This is a genomic window from Bradyrhizobium sp. CCBAU 21365, assembly GCF_015291305.1.
In the GTDB taxonomy this organism is placed as follows: Bacteria; Pseudomonadota; Alphaproteobacteria; order Rhizobiales; family Xanthobacteraceae; genus Bradyrhizobium; species Bradyrhizobium elkanii.
Genome location: NZ_CP030036.1, coordinates 1,751,190 through 1,776,055, shown reverse-complemented (window position 1 = coordinate 1,776,055; position 24,866 = coordinate 1,751,190). Strand labels below are relative to the sequence as shown.

Genomic DNA, 24,866 nt, shown 5'->3' with positions numbered 1-24,866 from the left:
CTTGCGTGGAAACGGTCGATTTACTGTGTGAGAATATCGGCGAGGACGGGTGCGATGTAGCGGCGAAACTGTTCCGGATTCTCGCTCATCGGAAAATGACCGAGCTTCTCCATGATCGTGACGCTGGCGCCCCCTATTGCCGCTGCGGTCCGCCTCGTGTCCTCGGGCGTGCAGGAGAAATCATACTCGCCCGTGAGGAGATAGAGCTTGCATACTTTAGTCTCGATTGACGCGACCCGGCCGCGCAGGTCGCCGTCGACACGGTAGAAATACAGATCGCCCTTGAACACGCCGGGGCCGCCCTGCTTGTAGGCCCACAGCGTTTCCATCCGCGCAGGCTCAGGGCTTTGCGGCGCGATCAGCCCGGACACCAGCGCGGCGCAGACTTCGCCGCCGTGAACGTCCGGCCGGTTCAGCCAGTTGGTGTCATACCACGGCGCCTGGAAATCGGCAGCCTCGAGCCCGATCAGCGCGCGGAACTCGGCGGCATATTCGATCGCAAGGTTAAGCACGATGCGGCCGCCGATCGAGCAGCCCATCACGACAGGCTTCTCCAGCCGCAGCGCACGGCAGAAAGCGCGGATGGTCTCGGTGTAGCGCGCAGTGGTGAGTTGGTATTCATCGCCGGTCCAGCTCATCGGCGGATTCGACTTGCCATGCCAGGGCATATCGAAGGCAATGATGCGGAAATTTTCGGCAAATTGCGCGTCCGCGAGCAGATGGCGCCACTGCCGCGCATCTGATCCCGCGGTGTGCAGGCACACCAGCGGAATGCCCTTGCCGTTTTCCTCGAAGTAGATGCGGTGCAGCTCGCCGCCGATCTCGACATGAACGTAGCGGCCGACCATCGGCTCGATATGGCCGTTCATGATCGCGCCGCTCATGACACGGCCGCCGCGAAATGCTGCCGCGGCAGCGCCAAGAGGTCCTTGAAGTATTGCAGATGCGCCATGAAGGGATGCAGGTCGCCTTCCAGCACCGCCTCGCCGCGCTTGGTCAGCGCCAGCAGATCGTGCCAGCCGGGCTTCGGCTCGGCCTGCCAATAGGCGGACCAGGCCTGCGGCGTCGCGCGATAGGAAAAACGCCAGGAGCGCATCAGGACCGGCGACGGCGCGAGCTCGACGATGCGCCCGGCGCGGATCGCGGCATGAAACGGCCGCGCCATCGGGCCGATCAGGCAGTCGCAATCGAGCAGCCGCCCGCGCGCAACCAGCCGAGGGGCCTCGTCGAGCAATGCGGGAAGGCCGGCAAACGCCCTCGTCACAGCGTCGTCGGTGGCGTCAGGCGATGGCGTCATCTGTCGGGCGGCGTTCCTGCAGCGGGCGGCGCCATGATGACGGCAAGCGCGCAATCCCGCAAGGCGCCGATGCCCTTGGGTTCCCTTCATTATTCGCTTGACCAAACCCGGCTTGCCGGTCAGGCGCGCACACCCCGCGCCCTCCCCGCTCGCTGCCTGAAACTGCAAACCGTCAGACCAAATGCCGATTGAATTCCGCCGCTCGGCAGGTCGCGGCAGACCAATTGTCGCAGCCGGCGCTTCGAGCGCAATTCGCGCTTCCGTTGCCCGCCCCGTTCTGTCCAATGCGCCTCGGTCCCGGAATGACAGGGACGATCATTGCCAACACCGAACAAGACGCGGCCGCGATCGAACGCGGCCACAAGGGAGAGATCGAGATGTCGCACCGCAATCGCCTGATGGTCCTGCTCGCCGCCGCCGGCATGCTGGTGTCAACAGCGGCGCAGGCGCAGGATTATCCGACCAAGCCGATCACGCTGATCGTGCCATGGCCGGCGGGCGGCTCGACCGATATCTCGATGCGCGCGATCGCCGAGAGCGCCTCGAAGGTGCTGGGCCAGCCGATCGCGGTCGACAACAAGGCGGGCGGCGGCGGCACCGTGGGTCCCGCGACGATGGCCGCCGGCGCCAAGCCCGACGGCTACACCATCGCCCAGATCCCGATCACCGTGTTCCGCCTGCCCCTGATGCAGGAGGTGTCCTGGGATCCGGCGAAGGATTTCTCCTACATCATTCACCTCACCGGCTACACCTTCGGCGTCACCACCAACGCTGAGTCGCAGTTCAAGACCTGGCAGGACGTGGTCGATTTCGCCAAGAAGAACCCGGGCAAGGTGACCTATGCGACGCCCGGCACCGGCACCTCGCTGCATATCGGCATGGAGCAGATCGCCCTGATGGCCGGGATCAAGCTGACCCAGGTGCCGTTCAAGGGCGGCGCCGAGACCAATGCCGCCGTGCTCGGCCAGCACACCATGCTGCAGGCGGATTCCACCGGCTGGCGGCCGCTGGTCGATGCCGGCAAGCTCCGCCTGTTGATGGTGTGGACCGGCGCGCGCTCGCCGAACTATCCCGACGCGCCGACGCTGAAGGAGCTCGGCTACCCCATGGTCTATGACTCGCCGTTCGGCATCGCCGGCCCCAAGGGCATGGACCCCAAGATCGTCGCCAAGCTGCACGACGCCTTCAAGAAGGCGATCGAGGACCCGGCGGTGATCGCGACCCTCGCCAAATACGACATGGTGCCGAACTACAAGAATACCGAGGACTACAAGAAGTTCGTGGGCGAGGTCACCGAATCCGAGCGTAAGGTGATCGACACGCTCGGGCTGGCGAAGAAGTGAGGAAATAAGGACTGGCCGCGAAGCCTCCGCCCGTCATTGCGAGGAGCGAAGCGACGAAGCAGTCGATCCTTCCGCACATGCGGTGAAATGGATTGCTTCGCTCGCAATGACGGGGACAGGTCGATCCCCATTTTGCGACTTGACGAGAGCATTTCCCATGACAGACCAAACCAACGTCAAATTCCGCCTCAACAACTCCGAGCTCTGGGGCGGGCTGATCGGGCTCGGGCTCGGCGCCTTCGTGATCTGGTCGGGCCTCAAGCTGAAGCTCGGCACCATCAACGATCCCGGCTCCGGCTACGTGCTGTTCTATACCGGCATCCTGATGTGCGTGTTCGCGGCCTCGATCATGATCGCGGCGGTGACCGAGGGCGGTCCGACCTTCGCCTCGCGCTGGGAGAATGCGCGCTGGGGCAAGCCGGTGCTGGTCATCGTCTGCCTCACGGCGTTCGCCTTTGCGCTGGAGCCGCTCGGCTTCCTGCTGTCGGCGATCCCGCTGATGCTGTTGCTGCTCCGCGTGATCGATCCGGTGCGCTGGTCGCTGGCGATCCCGCTGTCCATCCTTGCCCCGCTCGGGATGTGGTGGGTGCTGAAGCACCTGCTCGCGATCCAGCTGCCGAGCGGCATCTTCGAGATCGGTTGAGCGCCCATGGATACTCTCGTCAACGTCGCCCACGGCCTCGGCGTCGCGCTGCTGCCGATCAACCTGCTCTACTGCTTCATCGGCGTGTTCATCGGCACGCTGGTCGGCGTGCTGCCCGGCATCGGCCCGATCTCGGCGATGTCGCTGCTGCTGCCGGTGACGCTGTCCGGTACGCCGGAATCCGGCATCATCATGATGGCCGGCATCTATTACGGCTCGATGTATGGCGGCTCGACCACCTCGATCCTGGTCAACATCCCCGGCGAAGCGGCTTCCGTCGTCACCTGCATCGACGGCCACCAGATGGCCAAGCAGGGCCGCGCCGGCCCGGCGCTCGGCATCTCCGCGTTCGGCTCGTTCATCGCCGGCACCTTCGCGCTGATCGCCCTGATGCTGGTGGCGCCCTCGCTCGCCAGCGTCGCGATCGCGTTCGGGCCGGCCGAATATTTCAGCCTGATGGTGCTCGGCCTCGTGGTGCTGACCTTCCTCACCCAGGGCTCGATGGCCAAGGCGCTGTTGATGGCCTGCATCGGCGTCGTGCTCGGCCTGGTCGGGCTCGACAGCATCACGGCGCAGCCGCGGCTGACCTTTGGCCGCCTCGAGCTGATCGACGGCATCGGCCTGGTGCCGGTTGTGATGGGCCTGTTCGGCGTCGCCGAGGTGCTGCTCAACACCGAGCAGGCGATCAAGCGCGACATCATCAAGACCAGGATCAACCAATTGCTGCCGAGCAAGGAGGACTGGAAGGCCAGCGCCGGGCCGGTGGCGCGCGGCACGGTGCTCGGCTTCTTCCTCGGCATCCTGCCCGGCGGCGGCGCCGTGGTGGCGTCGTTCGCCTCCTACGCACTGGAGAAGCGGCTCTCGAAGCATCCGGAGCGCTTCGGCCACGGCGCGATCGAGGGCGTCGCGGGGCCGGAATCGGCCAATAATTCCGCGGCCGGCGGCGCCTTCATTCCGCTGATGACGCTCGGCATCCCGCCGAACGTCGTGATGGCGCTGCTGCTCGGCGCCTTCGTGATCCACGGCCTGCAGCCGGGACCGCTGATGATCTCGCAGAACCCGACGCTGTTCTGGGGCATCGTCGCCAGCATGTATATCGGCAACCTGATGCTGCTAGTGCTCAACCTGCCGATGATCGGCATGTGGGTGCAGCTGCTGCGGCTGCCCTACAACGTGCTGATCATCCTGTTCACGATCATCGGCGTCTACTGCTCCAGCAACAACGTGTTCGACGTCCACGTGATGATCGCGTTCGGCGTGATCGGCTATTTCATGCGCAAGCTCGGCTACGAGCCGGCGCCGCTGGTGCTGGCCTTCGTGCTCGGGCCGATGCTGGAGAACAATCTGCGCAAGTCGCTGATCCTCTCGCAGGGCGATCTCATGACCTTCGTGGAGCGGCCGATCTCGGCGATCTGCCTCGCCTTCGCGCTGGTGCTGCTGGTCGGCCCGCTGCTGCCCTCGCTGCGCAAGAAGCGCGAGCTGGTGGCGCTGGATGAGGGGGCGTAGCGCGCGACGAGAGCGAGTTGAGTCGCATCAAGTCGGTGGTGCGCCCCCTCTCCCGCTTGCGGGCAGGGGAATCGCATATGAGCTCGGTCGCTCCACAAACTCGTCATGCCCGGGCTTGTCCCGGGCATCCACGTCTTTGTTTCCAGGCGAAGAAAGACGTGGATGGCCGGGACAAGCCCGGCCATGACGGTGCGGACAAATCCATTTCCTCCCATATGCGATAGCCCTGCGCTTGCGGGGGAGGGTTGGGGTGGGGGTATCTCCACGAGTCACATCGCGGAAAGAGCCCCACCCGGATTGCATCTTCGATGCAATCCGGGTGGGGGCAAAGCGGGAGAGGTGAAGCCAGTCCGCGGAAACAACCCACCTCAACCCATCTTCGCCGCCCGTCCGTTCTTCGGCGCCTGGGCCAGCGCGCGGGCCAGCACCTGGGCTTCCTTCTTCAGCATGTCGGCGAGTTCGCCTTCGCGGCGGCGGATGCGGTCGGACGCGGCGCCGATCGAGAGCGCGGCCACCACCTCGCCGGCATCGTCGCGGACCGGCACGCCGACGCCGCCCATGCCGGGAAACGCGGCGTCGATCAGCACGGTGTGGCCGGCCTTGCGCGCCATGGCGATCCGCTCGCGCAGGAACTTTGGCGTGATGCGCGGCGATTTCGCCAGCCGCGGTACGATCACCTCGATCACAGCCTCGATCTCGGCATCCGGCAGCCAGACCAGCAGCGCCAGCGCGCCGGCGCCGACGCCGAGCGGACGGCGGCTGCCGATCTGCAGATAGTTCGGTTGCAGCGGATGGTTGCCGACCGAGCGCGCCAGATAAAGCGCCTCGACGCCGGAGCGCACCGACAGCAGCGCCGTATCGGCCGAGCGCTCCGACAGCCGGAGCAGGCTCGGCTGCGCCAGCTCGGCGATGTCGACCGACCGGCGCGCGCCGACCGCCATCACCCGCGCCTCCTGCCCGAGTTCATAGGTCTTGGCGCCGGCGACGCGGCTGACGAAGCCTTCCTCGATCAGCGAGTTGAGGATGCGCAGCGCAGTCGCCTTGTTCAGCGAGGTGGTGTCGGCGATGTCGGTGAGCCGCAGCGGCGAGCGCTGCGCCAGCACGCGCAGGATGGCGCAGACCTTCTGGATCGCGTTGAACTTGTCGGGTTGGCCCGGCTCCGGCGGTGGCCTCTTGCGGCTGGTCCGTGCGGTCGCAGTCGTTGAGGCGTTCATGCCCTGGCCTTCCTTGCCGTCAATTCCAAATCCTGAACCGGGCACGACGAAGAGACGCGCCCGGCGGACATCATCCTAGGACGGATGACGCGCGCCGGACACCGTATACTTTCGTCAGATGAAACTTTGATTTCGACTATCTACGCTGCTGTGCAACAATAAGGATATTTGAATTTCGCATCACGAAATCTGATGCCGCTTGCGCATGATCTCTCGAAAAACCGCTTCGCACTTTTTCGGATCATGCGCTACGCCAGCCGCAGCCTGCGGATCGTGAACAGTGCACAGAGACTGAGGATGCAGACCGCGGTGAGATAGTAACCCGGCGCGAGTTCGCCGATCGCCGCGAAGCCGCCCAGCCAGGTCATGATCGCCGGCCCCATGCCGCCGAACAATGTGACACCGATATTGTAGCTGAGGCCGAGCCCGGTCGCACGCGTCGCCGCCGGAAACAGTTCCGACATCAGCGCGGCGAGCGGCCCGTAATACAGCGACTTGAGGACGCCGAGCCAGAGCACGCCGATCAGGATGATCGCAGGCGTCGGCTTGCCGGTGAGCAGGAGGAAGGCCGGGAAGATCGACACCAGCAGCAGCAGCGCGAACACGATCATGTGGGTGGTGCGTCCGATCCTGTCGGAGACCATGCCTGCGATCGGCGCCAGCAACGCAACCGCGGTCTGCGCGGCGAACGAGGCGATGAAGCCGACCGATGGCGCGAGGTTGAGCGTCTTCACCACATAGGTCGGCATGTAGACGATCAGATAGTTGACCGCGGTCGACACCGCGAGCGCGCCGATCGCAAGCGTCGTGGCGAACTTCTGCCGCGCGAACACTTCCCTGACCGGCGATTCTTGCTTCGCGGCCGGCGGCGGGGTCGCATCGTCGACATGGTTGCGGATGTAGATGCCGACCGGGCCGATCAAGACGCCGAACAGAAACGGCAGCCGCCAGCCCCAGGACTGCAAATCCTCCGGGCTCATCAGCGAGGTCAGGAGCGCACCGAAGCCCGCGCCGAGCAGGCCGCTGACACCTTGGCTCGCGAACTGCCAGCTCGCCACGAAGCCGCGCCGCTCCGGCATGTGCTCGACCAGGAACGCGGTCGAGGAGCCGAACTCGCCGCCGGCGGAAAAGCCCTGCACCAGCCGCGCCAGCAGCACCGCGATCGGCGCCAGGATGCCGATGGTCTGATAGGTCGGCATCAGCGCCAGCACCAGCGTGCCGAACGTCATCAGCACGATCGACAGCATCAGCGAGGCCTTGCGGCCGTGCCGGTCGGCATAGGCACCGAGCACGACGCCGCCGATCGGGCGGATCAGAAACGACAGGCCGAAGCTGCCGAAGGTCAGGAGCAGCGAGGTGGTCGGATCATTGGCCGGGAAGAACGCCTTGGAGAGATACACCGCGAAATAGGCATAGACCGAGATGTCGTACCATTCGAGCGCATTGCCGACCGAGGTCGCGACGATCAAGCGGGTGATGTTTTTCTTGGTCGTAACGTCGGCTTCGGAGTTAATCGGCGTCGATGTCGATAGTGTCATCAAATTTCCTTGGCCGTGTCGGCACTCTTTCAACGCGTTGCACCCGGGCTTATACGTTCGAAGAACGGCGTTGCGTCTGCTCGCCTAAGCCCGGCCATTCACATCCTCCCCGTCATCCTGAGGAGCGGCGTCAGCCGCGTCTCGAAGGATCGACGGCCACCGGCGGGGCCGTGCATCCTTCGAGGCTCTCTCCGCTCGCACCTCCAGCGACAAAGGCGAAGCCTTTGCGCGGGGATGACGGGGAAAAAGCGCGCCCGTCCTTAACGCTTTGCCTCGCCGAGGTCCCAGAACAGGCCGGCCATGATGGTCAGCGCCTCCTCGGTCACCGGCAGCAGGATGTGCTCGTCGGGGGCGTGCTGCGAGCAGCCCGGATAGGAATGCGGCACCCAGATGGTCGGCAGGCCGAGGCCTTCGGAGAACACGTCGTTCGGCAGCGAGCCGCCGAAGTTCGGCAGCACTGCCGGCGCCTTGCCGGTGGTGGCGCGGATCGAATTCGCCGCCCAGTCGATCCACGGGCTGTTCATGTCGGTGCGCGAGGCGGCAAAGCGCTGCGTGCCCGAGACCTCGACCATCGGGAAACCGTTGTTGTGCAGATAATCCCGCACCGCGTCGATCACCTCGAGATGCCTGGTGCCGACGACGAAGCGGAGCTGCAGCACCGCATTGGCCTTGCCGGGAATCGCGTTGGCGGGCTTTTCGATATTGCCCGACGACATCGCCAGCACTTCGAGCGTGTTCCAGGCATAGAGCCGCTCCGCCGCGGTCAGGCCCTCCTCGCCCCAGTCTTCCGCCAGCGCCGGTTCGTCCGCGGTCGGCTTGACCTCGACGTCGGCGAGCGCGGCGCGGACGCGGTTCGAGATCGGCGGGGGTTTCAGGATCTCGAGCTTCATGCGGCCCTTGCCGTCGACCAGGCTCGCGATCGCGCTCGCCAGGATCGTGGCTGGATTGGCGAGCACGCCGCCCCAATTGCCGGAATGATTGCCGCCCTCGCGCAGATTGACGTCGAGATGGATGCGGTTGCCGCCGCGGCAGCCGAGGAAGATGGTCGGCCGCTCCGCCGACAGCCGCGGCCCGTCGGAGGCAATGAACAGGTCGGCCTTCAGCTCCTCGCGATGCGCCTCGCAGACCTCGCGCAGATCGGGTGAGCCGATCTCCTCGCCGGTCTCGATGACGAACTTGGCGTTGAAGCCGAGCTTGCCGCCGCGCGCCTGCTTCACCGCGCGCAGTGCGGCCATGTTGATCGAATGCTGGCCCTTGTTGTCGGCGGTGCCGCGGCCATAGACGCGCTCGCCCTTGACCGTGATCTGCCAGGGATTGAGCCCGTCGCGCCATTCGCCGACCATGCCGTCGACGACGTCGCCATGGCCGTAGGTCAGCACGGTCGGCCGCGAAGCATCTTCCTGGTAGTCGGCAATCAGATAGGGCCCGCGGCCGGTCGGCGACTCGATCAGGTGGGTCTTGAAATCGAGCTCGGCGAAGGCCGGTTGCAGATTCTCCACCAGATAGGCGCGCAGCGCATCGGCCTTGTCGGCATTCAGGCTCTCGGTCTGGTAGCCGACCCTGCGGTCCAGCTCCTTCAGGAACTCTCCCGATTGAAAATGCTCTCGCACCTTTGCGATTGCGTCGGCCCGTGTCGCCATGATTGTTCCTTCGTCCGGTCGCGTCTTGGCATGATCGCACCGGAACGCCGCGCTTTGCGTCCGGATCATGCTTCTGGAGGGGCGCAACCTATCGGGATCGGCTCGCGACCGGAAGGGCGTGAAATGCGAATGGGCCTTGCCAAAACGTGGGAAGTCGCAACAAGTTGATGCGGGACGCCCGGCATCGACCGGGCAGCAATCGAAGCGGCGCGCAAGGTTTCGACCAGGGTTTTCGACAATGACAAAACAAATCCGGCTCAACGCCTTTGCCATGAACTGCGTGGCGCATCAGTCGCCGGGGCTGTGGACCCATCCGCGCGACCGCACCAAGGACTACAACAAGCTGTCCTACTGGATCGATCTGGCGAAGACGCTCGAGCGCGGCCGGTTCGACGGGTTGTTCCTCGCCGACGTGCTCGGCGTCTACGACGTCTATGCCGGCAATCCGGATGCGGCGCTGCGCAACGCGGCGCAGACCCCGGCCAACGAACCGTTGATGCTGATCCCGGCGATGGCCGCGGTGACCGAAAATCTCGGCTTCGGCGTCACCAGCAATCTGTCCTTCGAGCCGCCCTACCCGTTCGCGCGACGGATGTCGACGCTCGACCATCTGACCGGCGGCCGGGTCGGCTGGAACGTGGTGACCGGCTATCTCGATAGTGCCGCGCGCGGCGCCGGCAAGGACAAGCAGACCGCGCATGACGACCGCTACGAGCTCGCCGACGAATATATGGAGCTGGTCTACAAGCTCTGGGAAGGCAGCTGGGAGGACGACGCCGCGATCCGCGACGTCGCGCGCGGCATCTTCACCGATCCGAGCAAGGTGCATCCGGTGCACCACGACGGCAACAACTACCGGCTCAACGCGATCCACCTGTCGGAGCCGTCGCCGCAGCGCACGCCGGTGCTCTACCAGGCGGGCACCTCGCCGCGCGGCCGGCAGTTCGCCGCCGAGCACGCCGAATGCGTGTTCATGTCGGGACCGTCGGCGAAGGTGATCGGCCCGCGCGTGTCGGCGATCCGCGAGCTCGCCGCCGCGAAGGGCCGCAACCCGGCCGAGATCCTGATGTTCTCGATGATGTGCGTCGTGGTGGCGCCGACCGAGGCGGAGGCGAAAGCGAAGTACGCCGAGTATCGCAGCCATATCAGCCATGAAGGCGCGCTGGCGCTGATGTCGGGCTGGACCGGCGTCGACTTCTCGACCTATTCGCTCGACCAGGAGGTGCGGCACGTGCAGAACGACGCCGGCCGCTCCGCGATGGACAACGTCACCCGCGCCGATCCCGACCGGGTCTGGACCGTGCGCGAGGTCGCCGAGCATGTCGGCATCGGCGGCGCCGGCCCCGTGGTGGTCGGCTCGCCGGAGCAGGTCGCCGACAAGATCGAGCAATGGTTCGAGGACACCGACGTCGACGGCCTCAATGTCGCGTTTGCGATCTCGCCCGGCGATTTCGAGGACATCGCCGACATGCTGGTGCCGGAGCTCGTCAAGCGCGGCCGCTACAAGCGGGAGTATGCGAAGGGCACCTTGCGCGAGAAGCTGTTCGGCGCAGGGCGCGCGAGGCTGGACACGACGCATCCGGCGAGCCGGTACCGGGTGTAGAAGACGACGACATAGCCACACCCGTCTGCCCATCCCGTCATCCTGAGGAGCGCGCTCTTGCGCGCGTCTCGAAGGATCGACGGCCAGCAGCCGGGCCGTGCACCCTTCGAGACGCGGAGCCTGTCATCGGGCCACGCTTCGCGCGGACCCGTTGGCGCTCCTCAAGGTGACGGTGACGGATTGGGCGCGTGGCTTCGTCAATTCACCGAATTGCTCACCACCACCTCGACCAGCTTCGCGCCCGGGCGGCTGAACGCCGACTTCATCGCGCCCTTGAGCTCCTGCGGGTCGGTGATCCTGATCGCCTCCAGCCCGAGCGAGCGTGCGAGGGCGGTGAAATCGACCGGCGGGTCGATGAAGTCCATGCCGACATAATGATCGTCGCCATGGAAGGCGAGCAGGCGCTGCTTGATGATGCGGTAGCCGCCATTGTTGACGATGACGAAAGTCAGCGGCAGCTTGTGATTGGCCGCGGTCCACAGCGACTGGATCGAGTACATCGACGAGCCGTCGCCGGAATAGCACACCACCGGCCGCCGCGGATTGGCGAGGCTGACGCCGACCGCGGCAGGCAGGCCCCAACCGATGCCGCCGGAGGCCAGCGCGTGGTAGCCGTAGCGGTCGCGATGCGGCCGCAAGCCGATGATCTGGCGCGACGAGGTCAGGCCCTCGTCGACCAGGATCGCATTATCGGGCATCGCCTCCACGACCTGCAACGCGAGCCAGTCCGGATCGATCGGCGAGGTCTGGCTCGCCTTCGAGATCTGCTCGACCAGCGCCTTCCGCTTCGCCGCCCAGTTTTTTGTCGACAGCGCCGCGAGCCCCTGCCTGGCGCGCGTCTCCAGCGCGCCGCCGCCGGCCTCCTTCAACGCCGGGACCAGCGCGCGCAGCGTTTCCTTGACGTCCGCCTTCAGCGCGATCTCGGCGCCGTAGTTCCTGGCGAGGTCGCTGTCGACCAGGCCGACCTGCACGATCGAGAGCCCATCCGGCAGCGGATCGACCTCGCTATAGACCGACATCCGCAGCGGATCGCCGCCGAGCGCGATCAACAGATCATGCGGCGCCAGCACATCGCGCGCGACCTTCTGCAGCCGCGCGATCGCGCCCATGAAGCTCGGGCTTTCGGACAGGAAGTGCGAACCATAGGGCGTCGGCGATTGCCAGGCCGGACAGCCCAGCGTCTCGGCGAGATCGGCCGCCTCGCGCAGCGCATCGCTTTTCACGATCTCGTCGCCGACGACGATCACCGGTCGCTCCGCTTTGAGGATGCGCGCGGCCAGCGCCTTGAGCGACTCCTCGGACGGCCGGACGCGGGTGTCGATCCGGGTGGAGCGGCCGAGCTCGATGCCGGCCTCGGAATTGAGGATGTCGCCGGGCAGCGAGATGAACACCGGCCCGGTCGGCGGCGTGGTCGCGATCTTGGCGGCGCGGCGCACGATGCGCGGGAGGTCTTCGAGCCGCGTCACCTCGACCGCCCATTTCACCAGCGGCGTCGCCATCTGCACCAGCGGGCCATAGAGCACCGGTTCGGTCAGGCCATGGCCCTGTTCCTGCTGCCCGGCGGTGAGGATCAGCGGCGTGCCGGTGAAGCTTGCGTTGTAGAGCGAACCCATCGCATTGCCGAGTCCCGGCGCGACATGGACGTTGCAGGCGACGAGCTTGCCGGAGGCGCGGCTGAAGCCGTCGGCCATCGCGACCACCAGGCTCTCCTGCATCGCCATCACATAGGTGAGATCGGGATGATCCTTCAGCGCGTGCATGATCGGCAATTCGGTGGTGCCGGGATTGCCGAACAGATGGGTGACGCCCTCATCCTTCAGCAGCGCCAGAAATGCCGAGCGGCCGGTAATGCGATTCTTCATGTTCCCTCCAGGCCTGTCGGCGCGTTGACCGACGGGGATCGAGGCAGATGACCAAACTTGCGCAGCTGGAGCAATCGAGCGAGCGGTCATGGCCGCATTCCGCAGGCGCGCGCCTGAGGCGAAACACTCGCTAGAACATCCCCTCGCGCTCGCTGCGCTTCTTCTTTTTCGAGCGCTGCCAGACCACGCCGGGATAGCCTTTCAGCGGCACCAGCGGCTCGCCGGCATAGGCCCATTCCTGCAGTTCCTCGATCGCGATGTGATAGAGCGGTTGCCGGCCGGTGCGTCCCGAGAACAGCGCGCGCGGGATGTTGACCATGTGCGGCGAGCGCGCGCGTTCGTAGATGATGGGCGTGCCGCAATTGGCGCAGAAGCTGCGCGCGGTCTTGCTTTTCGCGTCCTCGTAACGCGACAGCTCGCTGTCGCCCTGCGTGATGCGGAAGCGCTTCTTCCAGCTGCCGACATAGGTCGCATAAACCGCACCATGGGCGCGGCGGCTGGCGGCGGTGTGATCATGCCAGGCCCAGCGCGCCGGCACGTCGATCTCGAACCTCACCTTGCCGCACAGGCATTGGCCGGCCGCGGGCTTCGCCAGCGCCACGGGCTTTGGTTTTTTGGTCGGCTCGAACTCGTCGTCCGGAAACATCGCGGTCTCCCATCAAGGCATTGTAGCCCGGACGAGCGAAGCGATATCCGGGCTACGAAGAGTTACGCCTGCGCCAATTCGTCGTGCACCGGATAATCCGTGTAGCCCTTCTCCTCGCCGGCATAGAAGGTGGCGCGGTTGTACTTGGTCAAGGGATAGCCGCGCTGCAGCCGGCGCGGCAGGTCCGGGTTGGAGATGAAGTAGCGGCCGAACGCGATCGCATCGGCATGACCTTCGGCGACCGCGCTCTGTGCGGTGTCGCCGACGAAATTGCCGGCGGTGATCAGCACGCCGCTCCACATCGGACGGTACAGCACCATCGCGGACGGCACGTTCTGCCAGTCGACCTCGGCGCGGCCGGTGCCCGAAGCGCGCGGCTCGATGAAATGCAGATAGGCGAGCCCGAGCTTGTCCAGCGCCGTGATGGCGTGGCTGTAGAGCGGCATCGGGTCGGCCTCGCCGCTGCCATTGGCGATGCCGTAGGGCGAGAGCCGCACACCGACGCGGCTCGCGCCCCAGACCTCGGTCACCGCCTGCGTCACCTCCATCAGGAAGCGGACGCGGTTCTCGATCGAGCCGCCATACCGGTCGGTGCGCAGGTTGCTGCGCGACTGCAGGAACTGCTCGATCAGATAGCCATTGGCGCCGTGGATCTCGACGCCGTCGAAGCCGGCGGCGAGCGCGTTCTTCGCGCCTTGCCGGTAGGCCTCGACCATCAGGGCGACCTCACGGGTCTCGAGCGCGCGCGGCGTCTCGTAGTCGACCACCTTGCCGTCCGCCGTCATGCACTTGAACTCGGACGGGATCGCGACCGCCGACGGCGCCACCGGCAGCGCGCCACCCGGCTGGAACGAGGAATGCGAGACGCGGCCGACGTGCCAGAGCTGCAGGAAGATCAAGCCGCCCTTGGCGTGCACGGCATCCACCACCTCGCGCCAGCCCGCGATCTGGGCCTCGCTATAGATGCCGGGAACACCGGGATTGCCGAAGCCGGTCTCGACCACCGGCGAGGCCTCCGCGATCAGCAGGCCGCCCGGCGTCGCGCGCTGCGCATAATATTCCGCGTTCATCGGCCGCGGCGCGAGGCTCGGCCGCGACGCCCGCATCCGCGTCAGCGGCGCCATCACGACGCGATGTTCGAGCTGGTAAGGACCGATCTTGAGCGGAGAGAACAGCGACGGAGGATTCATGCCTGCCCCAAATATTCTTACGTGGTTTCCGTTGTAGTGTGGGCAAGATCGGCCCAGAAAACCGGTTACCACTTTTTCGGATCATGCCCGTTATCTAACGGGTTCATCTTGTTCATGAAAGCGGGTAGTGGCAATCTGTTGCCACGAGAACAGGTCTCCCATGTCGAAATCGAGCGCCTCATCGCTCCCCTCCCTCAGCGTCCGCATCGACCTCGATGCCGAGGACCGGATCGGGCCGGGCAAGATCCTGCTGCTGGAGCGGATCAAGGAATGCGGCTCGATCTCCGCCGCCGGCCGCGCCATGGACATGAGCTACAAGCGCGCCTGGGACCTGGTCGACGAGATCAACCGCATTTGCCGGCAGGCGGCGGTGGAACGGCAGACCGGCGGCAAGAACGGCGGCGGCGCGGTGCTGACCCCGTTCGGCCTCTCCTTGGTGGCACGCTACCGCAAGATCGAGCGCGACGCGGCAAGCGCCGTGCGCAAGGATCTCGAGGCGCTGCGCAGCGACATCGGCAAGCCGAAGAAGGCCGCGGGGCGGTAAACGCAGGAACCGGCGGCTGTCGCAGGGGCGCTTACGAAAATATCGAAAACAACCCCATGCAAAGGAGCCGGCGGCGGCCGGCGTTCGACAAGGCAACTTGACTGGTCGGGCAAATCAGGGATATTCTTCTAATATTCCGAAATCGTGTGGGCGTTTGGGGTGAAGGGCTTCCCTTCTGCGAGCACGCCGAGCGTTGAGACCTGTACCCCTCACCCGGATTGCATCACCGATGCAATCCGACCTCTCCCCGCAGGCGGCAGGGCTATCGCATATGGAATGAACCGATTCTTCCGCGCCGTCATGGCCGGGCTTGTCCCGGCCATCCACGTCTTTTCTTCGCGTGGAAACGAAGACGTGGATGCCCGGGACAAGCCCGGGCATGACGAGTTTATGGGAACTCCGATTACCTCAAACGGCCATATGCGATTGCCCTGCCGCAAGCGGGGAGAGGTGAAGAGAAACGGCGGGACCAGCCCTAGCCGGTCTTGATCCAGACCGCCTTGACGTTGAGATATTCCTCGACGTGCTGCTTGCCGGACTCGCGGCCGTAGCCGCTCATCTTGTAGCCGCCGAACGGCACTGCGGGATCCATCGCCTGGTAGCAATTGACCCAGACCGAGCCGGCGCGCAGCGCCTTGGCGACCTGGTGCGCCTTGCTGACATTGGTGGTCCAGACACCGGAGCCGAGGCCGAAGGTGGTGGCGTTGGCGCGCTTGATCAGCTCGTCCGGATCCTTGAACGAGATCGCCGAGATCACCGGGCCGAAAATTTCCTCCTGCGCGATGCGCATGTTGTCCTGCACGTTGGCGAACACGGTCGGCTGCACGAAGTAACCCTTCGACAGCGCGCCCTCGGTGAGACGGCCGCCGCCGGCAAGCGCCTTGGCGCCCTCCTTCTGGCCGATGTCGAGATAGCCCGACACCCGGTCCATTTGCTGCTGCGACACCAGGGGACCGATCTGGGTGTTGGGATCGAGGCCGTTGCCGACCTGCAGCTTCCTGCCGAACTCGGCGACGCGGCCGACGAATTCGTCATAGACCTTCTGCTCGACGAACAGCCGCGTGCCGGCGCTGCAGATCTGGCCCGAATTGGCGAACACCGCCATCGCAGCTCCCGGCACCGCAGCGTCGAGATCGGCGTCGGCGAACACGATGTCCGGCGACTTGCCGCCGAGCTCGAGCGAGACGCGCTTGAGGTTGCCGGCCGAGGCACGGATGATCGACTGGCCGGTGATGTGCGAGCCGGTGAAGGCGACCTTGTCGACACCCGGATGCGAGGCGAGCGCGGCGCCCGCGGTCTCGCCATGGCCCGGCACGACGTTGACGACGCCGGGCGGAATGCCGGCCTCCATGCAGAGCTCGCCGATGCGCAGCGAGGTCAGCGGCGATTCCTCGGCCGGCTTCAGCACGACGGTGCAGCCGGTCGCGATCGCCGGGCCGATCTTCCAGATCGAGGCGGTCAGCGGCCCGTTCCAGGGGATGATGGCGCCGACCACGCCGATCGGCTCCTTCAGCGTGTAGGAGAAGATCTCGCCGGGCAGCGAGTTCTCGATGGTCTCGCCGTGGATCGCGGTCGCCTGGCCGGCATAGTAGCGCAGCATGCCGAGCGCGCGCAGGCGGTTGCCGCGGGTCCGGCTGATCGGCGCGCCCATGTCGAGCGTGTCGAGCTGGGACAGTTCCTCGAAATTGGCTTCGACGAGCTCGGCGAGCTTGAGCAGCATGTTCTGCCGCTCGAACGGCTTCACCTTGCTCCAGGGCCCTTCGAACGCGCGGCGCGCCGCCGCGACCGCCCGGTTGATGTCCTCGGCATCGCCCTCGGCGACCGACGCGAGCAACTCACCGGTGGCGGGATTATGCGTCTCGAATTTCTTGCCGGAGGCGGCGTCGACCCATTTGCCGTCGATCAGCATCTTCTTGTAGGAGCCATCGGCATAAGGATGGCGCGTGATCGGAATAGCCTGCGAAACAGCCATGTTTGCACTCCCTGTAAAATGTCGGCTGAGGTCTTTTGGAAGCGTTATATCGGCAATTCTACAGCGCAGGCGCGAAACCGTAAAGCCGCGCGACCGTTGAAGAGGGTGTCGCGCATGAAAACCTCCCATGCGCCCGCGTGCATGGTACGATAGCAACTAACCCTCAGCCACATATGTGTCCGGAGACCACCGATGCCCCACCCCGTGATATCAGCCAATCATGTTGCCGTGATCACTGGCGGCGCCTCCGGAATCGGGCTTGCCGCCGCATTGCGGTTCGCGCAGGCCGGCATGAAGGTCTGCATCGCAGACCTCGGCGATGACCGGCTGAAGGATGCTGCGACAAAACTGTCATCTGCGGCGCCGGGCGGCGCGGCTGATATCATGACGGCGGCTGTCGACGTCAGCCGCGCCGACGAGGTGGCAAGCCTCGTAGCCGCGGTTACGAAAAAGTTCGGCGGCACCGACATCCTGATGAACAATGCCGGCATCCAGCCCGGCAGTGCGATGTTCGGACCCGCGGACAATTGGCAGCGCATCCTCGGCGTCAATCTGTGGGGCGTGATCAACGGCACCCAGGCGTTCGCGCCTGGCATGATCAAACGCGGCCGGCCGGGGCTGATCATCAACACCGGCTCCAAGCAGGGCATCACCACGCCGCCGGGCGATCCCGCCTACAACGTCTCCAAGGCCGGCGTGAAGGCATTCACCGAGGCGCTGCAGCACGAGCTGCGCAACACCGACGGCTGCAAGATCACGGCGCATCTCTTGATTCCGGGCTTCGTCTTCACCGGGCTGACCGCCCGCGGCCGCACCGAGAAGCCGGCCGGTGCCTGGACGGCGGAGCAGACCGTCGACTTCATGATCGAACGCCTCGATGCCGGCGATTTCTACATCCTCTGCCCCGACAACGACGTGCCGCGCGTGCTCGACGAACGCCGCATCCTGTGGGCCGCCGGCGACATCGTCGAGAACCGCCCGCCGCTGTCGCGCTGGCATCCGGATTACGGCGATGCATTCGCGGCGTTCGTGAAGGGGAAGTGATTTCGTAGGGCGGGCTAACCCACTCTGCGGACTTTCTCCATTCGTGCTGTCATCGCCCGGCTTGACCGGGCGATCCAGTATTCCAGAGACTTCAGTGCTTGAACCGAGGGGCCGCGGCGTACTGGATGCCCCGCATGAAGCGGGGCATGACAGCGGAATATATGGCGGACAGTGCGTAGGATGGGTTGGCGCAGCGAAAACCACCCACTCTGCTCACAACCGAGAGAATTGTCGGTTACGCCTTCGGCTAATCCACCCTACGCATCCCTCGCTAATTCGCGCGCATCTGCACCCTTGTCACCGGCTGCGCCACCAGCGCCTCGCCGAGCTCGCTCTGCTGGGCGCGCGGGATCGAGAAGCAGACGCTGAAGCCGTCCGACGTCTTGAGCGTCATCATGCCCTGGGCCGGATCGGTCGACTGCTCGATCACCCAGGAATCCAGCGGATAGGCGTAGCGCAAGGTCTGGTCGCCGAAGCGGGTCTGCAGCGCCTTGCTGATCAGCCCGGGCAAGGTCATGACCAGCGCGCCGACCTGGTTGATCGACAGGCGGATGGTTGCGGGCTCGCCCTTGCCGTCCACGAAGCCCAGCGAAATGGCGCAGCCGTCGGACGCGACTTCGCAGGTGGTGAGCTCCTGGGTTTCGATCTGCATGCCGGCACTCCGGATCATCGTTATATTACATTCAATATATCGCAAAGACGACCAGCGTCCAGCCCCTGATGATCGAGCGCGCGCTGGATGCAGATATTCCCGTCGTGAACGCGGTGTCGCGCGCGAGCTTGCCGACTGGATCACATTCGCCGGAGGCATGAGCGTGAAGCTCACCAGCGACCGCCGCGCGCTGGATGCCTGGTGGCGCAACGTCTCGCTGCGGACCACGGCCCGCATCGCGCCGGATCACACGACGGTCTGTGAAGTGTTCAAGTAGGCCGCTTCGTAGCAACCATCACCGTCATCCTGAGGAGCGGCGTCAGCCGCGTCTCGAAGGATCGACGGCCACCGGCTTTGTCCACGAGCATGTTGAGGCATCGGGGCCGTACATCCTTCGAGACGCGGCCAAAAGGCCGCTCCTCAGGATGACGGTATGAGAATTGTAGCGAGCGGCCTCAGCACGCCGTCGTCCTGGCGAAAGCCAGGACCCATAACCACCGAATTCGATTGCGCGTGCGATAGCGGCCCCAGCGTCGCACAACAACAAGCGGTTGGGATAATGGGTCCTGGCTTTCGCCAGGACGACGCTGAATACATTCACATTCTCTCAGGATGACGGGAGGGCGGCCCCGCTCACAGCGTCTCCTGCTTGTGGTCGCAGTTCTTGCAGGTGAACTTGACGCGGGACTGGCCCTTTTCCGCCTGCACCCGGTTCGGCGCACCGCATTTGCCGCAAACGGCCTCGATCCGGGTCATGCCTTGCTTGATGACGAGGTTCCGCTTTTCCATGGTCTCGCGGATGAGGCGTTCGGCCTCCTCGCGCAGCGATTGCTTCGACATCATCTCCACCGGTCGTTGGTTAGCGGGCGGCGTCATAGCACGACCGCGTGAAGTTTTGACAGCGGGGATTGCAGCTTAATTTTCAGACAATGAGCCGGTCAACCGGCAACCGGAAATGCCGCGGTTTCAACGGTTTTGATGGCCGGCCGATGCGGAACACGTTGACGAGGCGCAGATCGGCGCCAATGTTGCCGAGCTTTCGCAGCCGGTCGTTGAAATCAGGGTGATCGGCCAGCGCCGAAATCGGGCACGCCGCGAAACCGGCGCGATCGATCTCCAGCCATGCGCGGTAGAAATGCCGTCCGGTCGTGAGTGGATCCTCACCGATAGGGCGGCAGAACAGCACGATCGCCGATGCCGACGCGGTCTTGGCGCCATCGGCAAGCAACGACGCGGCGAGGCCGAGACGATCGAGCGGCTTGAACAGGGTGCCGAGCACGTAGCGCGCGGCGGCGGCCTCGACCGCATTCATGGCGAGCGCATCACGGTTGAGCCCATCGAGCAGATAGTGCGGATGGCCGGGCGACAGCCGCATCCATGCGAGCAGCTCAGCCCGGTAGTCGTCGCCGCGAACAAAAGAGAATTCGGCCCGGTCGGCCCAGCCGGCGATATCGGCAATCGCCCGGCGATCGGCAAGGCAGATCACATCGTCGCGCGCGGCAGCCAGCTGACCCAGCGCTGCCGCATCGTCAGCCGACGCCGCGAACTTGCCGCGCCACGACATGCGGCGTGCCACGAGGTCCGCCAGCGGATCGGGCTCGGCTCCTTGCCTGATCGCAAACGAGCAGAGCACGGAGAGTTGCGGCGACAGCGGCTGCTCGATCGTGGTCATGCCCGTGATTGCGAAGCCACGGCGGTTGAGCGCGAGGCTCATGCCCTCCAGCGCCGCGCCGTGCGACACCCGAACGTCGTGCCCCGCGGGGTCGGCGACCGGCGCGCGCACGCCGGTCGCGTCGACCAGCGCCAGCCGCCCATCGCCGAGCAGGCGCCAGCGGGTCGGCTGGATGTTGTGGACGCTCGGCGCCAGCCGCGCCTCCGCGACCAGCTCGCGCAGCAAATCCGGCGTCAGCTCGCTCATGCCGCGGCCAGCCGCTTGCTGAACAGATGCAGCCGGTGCAGCGGCGTTGCGTCGACCTTCTCGACCTGGCGCAGCGAGGGGCCGTTGATATCGGCGATCCAGGTGCCGCCCAGCGTGCGGTAGCCGGCCTCCTGCAACGCCAGCGCGGTGCGGTAGAGCATCGCGCCGTTGAGGCCGCGATTGTGCAGGTCGCGGCAGACCGACTGATAGATCAGCACGGCGCGCCTGTTCATGATGCGGTGCTGCACGAATTTGAACGGCGCTGTCAGCCCGACCCGGCCGCCGATCGCCTTGATCAGCGGATTGAGGTCGGGGATCGCGATGATCGCGCCGGCGGGCCGGCCGCGGTGATAGACCACGGTCGAAATCCGCTTGTCGATGATCCACATCATGTCGCCGGCCTGGAACAGATATTCGGCGGCGGTCGGCGGGACGAACATCGGATTGTCGGCAAAGCCGTCATTGAGGATCAGCCGCGCGTCCTCCAGCCGCACCTTGAAGGCGGAGCGCTTGATCGGCTGCCAGACGAAATCCGGGTCAGCGAGCACCGCGCGCTGCTTGTCGCCGAGCAATTGCTCCGGCTTGCCGCCGTCGAGCGCGATCTCGAACGTCGTCATCGGGAAGGTCGCGGCATAGCCGGCGCGTTCGAGATGCTGTGCGATGTGCGGCGGCGACCACATCATGTCGGTGAACGGCGCATGGTCGAACCCGTCGGTCATCACGCCGATCTGCTGCATCGCCGTCAGATTGAAATTGCCGGCGACGCGGCTCATGCCGCGCGCCGACAGCCATTGCTCGGCGGCGCGCAGCAGCGCATCGGCCACCTCGACGTCGTCGATGCAATCGAAGAAGCCGAATGCACCATGGCGGGTGCCGTGCTTGCGGTTGGACGCGTCGTGGATCGAGGCGGCGATGCGGCCGACCGGTCGCCCATCGCGATGCGCTGAAAATAGCGCATAGCGGCCGTGGCCTTCGGTGACGAACGGGTTCTTCGCCGGATCGAACATCCGGTCGAAATCGCTCCACAGCGGCGGCACGTAGAGGCTGTCGGACCCATAGGCATTGAGCGCGGCGTCGAATGCCGCCCGGCGGTCGCCCTCGCGGATCTCTGATGTCATTTGGCCTCCGGGGTCAACGCCAAGAGCCGGCGTACCAGCGCCAGCGCGGTTTCAGTGGCGGGATCGGCCGCGGTGACGGGCACCGCGAGCACGATCAGGTCGAGCGGATCATGTCCGAGCACGATGACATGGGAGGCGTTGTTGGCCGAGATCAGCGAGACCATGCGCTCGGCCGCGGGATCGGTCGGCGCCAGTCCCCATGGCGCATCGGACCGCCGCAGCACGCGCCGCGTCGACAGGAAGTCGTGCAGCAGCGGCGGATCGTAGAGCGCGAGCTCGTTCTCGCGGAAGCGCCGCGCGCTTTCGAAGATCGGATGCCGCGCCAGCTCGGCGATCAACTGCTGGCGGGTCTGCGCCGGCGATGCCGCGACCGAATTGAGTACGCCCGGCTCCTGCGATTCGAACAGCGCCCGCAGCGCGTCCGTCATCAATCCGATGGTCAGCACGCCGGCGATCGCAACCGCGACGAAACGGACCATCTGGGCGGCGTCGACGTCGGGCGCCATGAAGGCGGCGGCGAGGCCGAGCAGGCCCGACGAGATCAACCGCAGCGCCATCATCGCAAGGCCGTGCCGGCGGGTCTCGGCGCCGCCGCCGGCGATCAGCATCACGGTCACGGTGAGCAGCGCGCCCAGCGCGCCAAGCCGAACGGGGATATCGGGAAACAGCGTCCGGAAATCGGTCAGGATGAACGGGATCACGACCAGCGCGCCGACCGCCATGCGGCCGATGCTGCGGTTCTCCGCAGCCATCAGCGCGGCGCGATCCCGCGTCGCCAGCAGCAGCGCGCAAGTGGCGAAGCCCAGGAGCTGGAACAGCGCCAGCGCGATCGCGTAAGGCATCGCCAGCCGTTGCAGCCCGAACAGGCCGCCGAGGCCGAGCAGGATGGCGCCCGCGAGCGCCGCCATCTTGACCGCGCGCGGCGCGTGGCGTCGCAAAATGCCTTCGGTGACGATCAGGGCGCCGAGCGGGACCAGCGAGGCCGGGATCACCGAGAGGCGGTCGAGCAGGCGGCTTCCGGTCCACCAGGCAAGACCGCGGTCGAGAAACAGGATCGCGATCACGCCGAGCGCGAGCAGCAGGCGGCGCGTCAGCGGGCTCCTCGGATCGCGCCGGTAGAACGTCATCATCGCCACGGCAAGCCCGATGGCGCCGCACAGATTGACGATCGAATCGGCGATCACCCCGGAGGTCATTTGCCGCCCGTCAGTTCGTCGATCGCCCGCCGCACCAGCGGACGCATCAGGGCGGCGACGAGCGCATTGCGCGGCTTCTCGATCGCGGGCCGATGCGGGTTGAGAAACCAGCCGCGGCAATCGGTGCCGGAGGTGCGGCCGAGGATCAGCGCGACCGCCTCATAGGCCATCAGCATGCCGGTCGAGATCACCATCGGCGCAAACGACATCCGGCTGCGGCGGCCGGCGGCGACTTCGCCGGCGATGGCGAGGTCGACATAGTTGCGCGAGGAGGAGTGCAGCATCACGTGCTCGATCTCGGCGCGCATGGCGGCGCGGCGGTCGTCCTCGGTGATATCGGTCCAGGCCTTGCCGAGCGTGGGAAAGCCGAGGCGCTGCTCGGGCCGCGGATCGTGCGGGCGCACCACGATCACCGAGGGCAGCGGCGACATGTAGGCGTCGATCACGGTTGCATCGGCGCGCTTCGCGGTCCGGTACAGATGAACGCCGGCGGCGATATCGTCCATGCCGTTGACGATGACCGGGCACTGTGCGGCGATCCCGGCCAGCGCGCTGGTCCAGTTCTCGCCAAGCACCTCGATCTCGATGGTCGGATTGATGCGCCTTGCGGCTTCGGCGGCAACCGCCGCCTTCTCGCGCCCGACCTCGTCGGCGAAGGCGAACACCTGGCGATTGAGGTTGGAAACCTCGAAGCGGTCGATGTCGGCGATCACGAATTTGCCGACGCCGGCGCGCGCCAGCGCCATGAAGGCCGCGCCGCCCATGCCGCCGACGCCGCAGACGAACACCCGCGCCTGACGCAGCAGCTGCTGCTCGTGCTCGTCGATGAAGCCGATATTGCGGCCGGTGAAGGAGTAGTAGTCGAAATTCATCGCGCGGCCCCGCTATCCTGCTTGCGCGGACGCAGCGTGCCGAAGGCGCGGCTGTCGTCCATCCAGTAGACCACCGGCAGCACCAGCCGCTGCAGCGCCAGCATCGCGGATGCCGCGAGCAGCGACGGCAGCGAGCCCGAGGGCACCTCGCTCATGATGTAACGGCGCGCGCCGGCAAGATCGATGCGGCCGATCTGCAGCACGTCGTCGCCGCGCGTGTAGTCCAGCTCGCGCGCGCAAAACTCGTTGTAGACGGCATTGCGGTGCTTCGGTGCGATCTCGAAGGTCTTCTTCAGCGCGTCCGAGCCGCCGGTATAGGCGTTGGTGATGACCGAGCGCGCCTCGTCGAACCCGGCCTCCTCGCCGACACCGAACACCGCGCGATGCCTTGCCATGATGCCGCGCGCCAACTGGAGATGCGCAAAGCTCTGTCGTGCGCCCGGCAGCGGCGAAGGGAATACGTCCGAGAAGGTGTCGCTGACCATGCCGACCACCGCCGGCACCTGGGTGACGTTGGAGATCCATTTCGGCCGCAGCCCGTCGCGGGCGAACAGCACCAGCGCGGTCAGGCCGTAGAGCACCCAGGACAGCCCCTGCCCGCGCACGTCGGGATCGACCATGACGAGGCCGAGATGGGTGACCTCGGCCGGCTCGCCGTCGAGCGGCACGTCCATCACCGACAGCGCATTGAAGGCGATCGGCCGCCCGGTGTCTTCTTCCGAGATCAGCGTGACGACGGCGCGCGACAGCCGCTCGGGTTCGCCGGAGAAGATGCCATAGGTCAGGCTCTCCTCGGGCAAAGTCTTGGCGGCGACGATGCGCAGCTGCTCGACCAGTGCGTCGAGCTCGTCCCTCGGCAGCGACAGGCCCGGGGATTCGACGATGCGGGTGCGCTGGCCGGCCTGGGTGCGCAAGCTGAGATCGATGGTCGGCTGCGACAGCGCCTTCAGCCAGAAGCCGCCATGGCTGCGCAGGCCGTCAAAGGCGGCGCGCGCCTTGCCGAGGTGCTTGCCAAGGTTCTTGCTGCCGCGCGAAGCCGGCGTGGGATTGTCCGTGGACGCCATTCTC

The 24,866-nt window shown here is 65.9% G+C and carries 22 protein-coding genes; 6 read left to right on the top strand and 16 right to left on the bottom strand.

What is annotated here, in order from left to right:
- Positions 1 to 20: 20 nt before the first annotated feature.
- Positions 21 to 884: an alpha/beta fold hydrolase gene (locus tag XI02_RS08375; protein ID WP_197971333.1), complete on the bottom strand. Its 864-nt coding sequence runs from the start codon at positions 882 to 884 to the stop codon at positions 21 to 23.
- Positions 881 to 1,297, bottom strand: a complete 417-nt coding sequence (locus XI02_RS08370; RefSeq protein ID WP_069278280.1) for a hypothetical protein — start codon at positions 1,295 to 1,297, stop codon at positions 881 to 883. The genes XI02_RS08375 and XI02_RS08370 overlap by 4 nt, the downstream gene beginning before the upstream one ends.
- A gap of 377 nt (positions 1,298 to 1,674) precedes the next feature.
- On the opposite strand from XI02_RS08370, the gene XI02_RS08365 reads away from it, so the two are divergent.
- From XI02_RS08365 to XI02_RS08355, 3 genes are all read left to right on the top strand, one after another.
- Positions 1,675 to 2,640, top strand: coding sequence for a tripartite tricarboxylate transporter substrate binding protein (locus XI02_RS08365; RefSeq protein WP_172649248.1), 966 nt, complete (start codon positions 1,675 to 1,677; stop codon positions 2,638 to 2,640).
- 157 nt (positions 2,641 to 2,797) lie between these two features.
- A complete protein-coding gene (locus tag XI02_RS08360) occupies positions 2,798 to 3,283 on the top strand; it encodes a tripartite tricarboxylate transporter TctB family protein (RefSeq protein ID WP_016845625.1) in 486 nt (161 codons plus the stop codon).
- A gap of 6 nt (positions 3,284 to 3,289) precedes the next feature.
- The gene (locus XI02_RS08355) at positions 3,290 to 4,789 is read left to right on the top strand and encodes a tripartite tricarboxylate transporter permease (protein ID WP_194483388.1); all 1,500 of its coding nucleotides are present in this window, start codon (positions 3,290 to 3,292) and stop codon (positions 4,787 to 4,789) included.
- 368 nt (positions 4,790 to 5,157) lie between these two features.
- On the opposite strand, the gene XI02_RS08350 is transcribed toward XI02_RS08355, so the two are convergent.
- The 3 genes from XI02_RS08350 to XI02_RS08340 form a co-directional block, all read right to left on the bottom strand.
- Positions 5,158 to 6,003 carry an IclR family transcriptional regulator gene (locus XI02_RS08350; RefSeq protein ID WP_051447909.1) on the bottom strand — a complete coding sequence of 282 codons (846 nt, stop codon included), beginning with the start codon at positions 6,001 to 6,003 and terminating at the stop codon, positions 5,158 to 5,160.
- Positions 6,004 to 6,251: 248 nt separating this feature from the next.
- Positions 6,252 to 7,541, bottom strand: coding sequence for an MFS transporter (locus XI02_RS08345; RefSeq protein ID WP_172648596.1), 1,290 nt, complete (start codon positions 7,539 to 7,541; stop codon positions 6,252 to 6,254).
- Between the two features lie 260 nt (positions 7,542 to 7,801).
- A complete protein-coding gene (locus XI02_RS08340; protein ID WP_172648597.1) occupies positions 7,802 to 9,181 on the bottom strand; it encodes a M20 family metallopeptidase in 1,380 nt (459 codons plus the stop codon).
- Positions 9,182 to 9,419: 238 nt separating this feature from the next.
- Here XI02_RS08340 and XI02_RS08335 point away from each other — a divergent pair, with 238 nt between their 5' ends.
- Positions 9,420 to 10,784, top strand: a complete 1,365-nt coding sequence (locus XI02_RS08335; RefSeq protein WP_172648598.1) for an LLM class flavin-dependent oxidoreductase — start codon at positions 9,420 to 9,422, stop codon at positions 10,782 to 10,784.
- Between the two features lie 197 nt (positions 10,785 to 10,981).
- On the opposite strand, the gene XI02_RS08330 is transcribed toward XI02_RS08335, so the two are convergent.
- The 3 genes from XI02_RS08330 to XI02_RS08320 all read right to left on the bottom strand — a co-directional run bounded on the left by XI02_RS08330 (position 10,982) and on the right by XI02_RS08320 (position 14,482).
- A complete protein-coding gene (locus XI02_RS08330) occupies positions 10,982 to 12,646 on the bottom strand; it encodes a thiamine pyrophosphate-binding protein (protein ID WP_172648599.1) in 1,665 nt (554 codons plus the stop codon).
- Between the two features lie 130 nt (positions 12,647 to 12,776).
- The gene (locus XI02_RS08325) at positions 12,777 to 13,292 is read right to left on the bottom strand and encodes a GFA family protein (protein ID WP_069278284.1); all 516 of its coding nucleotides are present in this window, start codon (positions 13,290 to 13,292) and stop codon (positions 12,777 to 12,779) included.
- A 62-nt stretch (positions 13,293 to 13,354) separates the two neighbouring features.
- A complete protein-coding gene (locus XI02_RS08320) occupies positions 13,355 to 14,482 on the bottom strand; it encodes an alkene reductase (protein ID WP_172648600.1) in 1,128 nt (375 codons plus the stop codon).
- 160 nt (positions 14,483 to 14,642) lie between these two features.
- Between XI02_RS08320 and XI02_RS08315 the strand changes: the two genes are divergently transcribed.
- The gene (locus XI02_RS08315) at positions 14,643 to 15,026 is read left to right on the top strand and encodes a winged helix-turn-helix domain-containing protein (RefSeq protein ID WP_016846469.1); all 384 of its coding nucleotides are present in this window, start codon (positions 14,643 to 14,645) and stop codon (positions 15,024 to 15,026) included.
- Positions 15,027 to 15,501: 475 nt separating this feature from the next.
- Here the strand turns inward: XI02_RS08315 and XI02_RS08310 are convergent, their stop codons facing one another.
- On the bottom strand, positions 15,502 to 16,998 hold the full coding sequence (locus XI02_RS08310) for an aldehyde dehydrogenase family protein (RefSeq protein WP_172648601.1): 1,497 nt from the start codon (positions 16,996 to 16,998) through the stop codon (positions 15,502 to 15,504).
- A 192-nt stretch (positions 16,999 to 17,190) separates the two neighbouring features.
- Here XI02_RS08310 and XI02_RS08305 point away from each other — a divergent pair, with 192 nt between their 5' ends.
- Positions 17,191 to 18,042 carry an SDR family oxidoreductase gene (locus XI02_RS08305; RefSeq protein ID WP_172648602.1) on the top strand — a complete coding sequence of 284 codons (852 nt, stop codon included), beginning with the start codon at positions 17,191 to 17,193 and terminating at the stop codon, positions 18,040 to 18,042.
- 271 nt (positions 18,043 to 18,313) lie between these two features.
- On the opposite strand, the gene XI02_RS08300 is transcribed toward XI02_RS08305, so the two are convergent.
- The 7 genes from XI02_RS08300 to XI02_RS08265 form a co-directional block, all read right to left on the bottom strand.
- On the bottom strand, positions 18,314 to 18,694 hold the full coding sequence (locus XI02_RS08300; protein WP_018269736.1) for a hypothetical protein: 381 nt from the start codon (positions 18,692 to 18,694) through the stop codon (positions 18,314 to 18,316).
- A gap of 633 nt (positions 18,695 to 19,327) precedes the next feature.
- Positions 19,328 to 19,534: a hypothetical protein gene (locus XI02_RS08290; RefSeq protein ID WP_038376311.1), complete on the bottom strand. Its 207-nt coding sequence runs from the start codon at positions 19,532 to 19,534 to the stop codon at positions 19,328 to 19,330.
- 82 nt (positions 19,535 to 19,616) lie between these two features.
- Positions 19,617 to 20,612, bottom strand: a complete 996-nt coding sequence (locus tag XI02_RS08285) for a hypothetical protein (RefSeq protein WP_172648603.1) — start codon at positions 20,610 to 20,612, stop codon at positions 19,617 to 19,619.
- Positions 20,609 to 21,730: a GNAT family N-acetyltransferase gene (locus XI02_RS08280; RefSeq protein ID WP_172648604.1), complete on the bottom strand. Its 1,122-nt coding sequence runs from the start codon at positions 21,728 to 21,730 to the stop codon at positions 20,609 to 20,611. Before XI02_RS08280 ends, XI02_RS08285 begins: the two co-directional genes overlap by 4 nt.
- Positions 21,727 to 22,926, bottom strand: a complete 1,200-nt coding sequence (locus tag XI02_RS08275; RefSeq protein WP_172648605.1) for a hypothetical protein — start codon at positions 22,924 to 22,926, stop codon at positions 21,727 to 21,729. The genes XI02_RS08280 and XI02_RS08275 overlap by 4 nt, the downstream gene beginning before the upstream one ends.
- Positions 22,923 to 23,798 (bottom strand): ThiF family adenylyltransferase, encoded by an 876-nt coding sequence (locus XI02_RS08270; protein WP_016846459.1) that lies wholly within the window; start codon positions 23,796 to 23,798, stop codon positions 22,923 to 22,925. Before XI02_RS08270 ends, XI02_RS08275 begins: the two co-directional genes overlap by 4 nt.
- On the bottom strand, positions 23,795 to 24,862 hold the full coding sequence (locus XI02_RS08265) for a hypothetical protein (protein WP_197971334.1): 1,068 nt from the start codon (positions 24,860 to 24,862) through the stop codon (positions 23,795 to 23,797). Before XI02_RS08265 ends, XI02_RS08270 begins: the two co-directional genes overlap by 4 nt.
- Between the last annotated feature and the right edge of the window lie 4 nt (positions 24,863 to 24,866).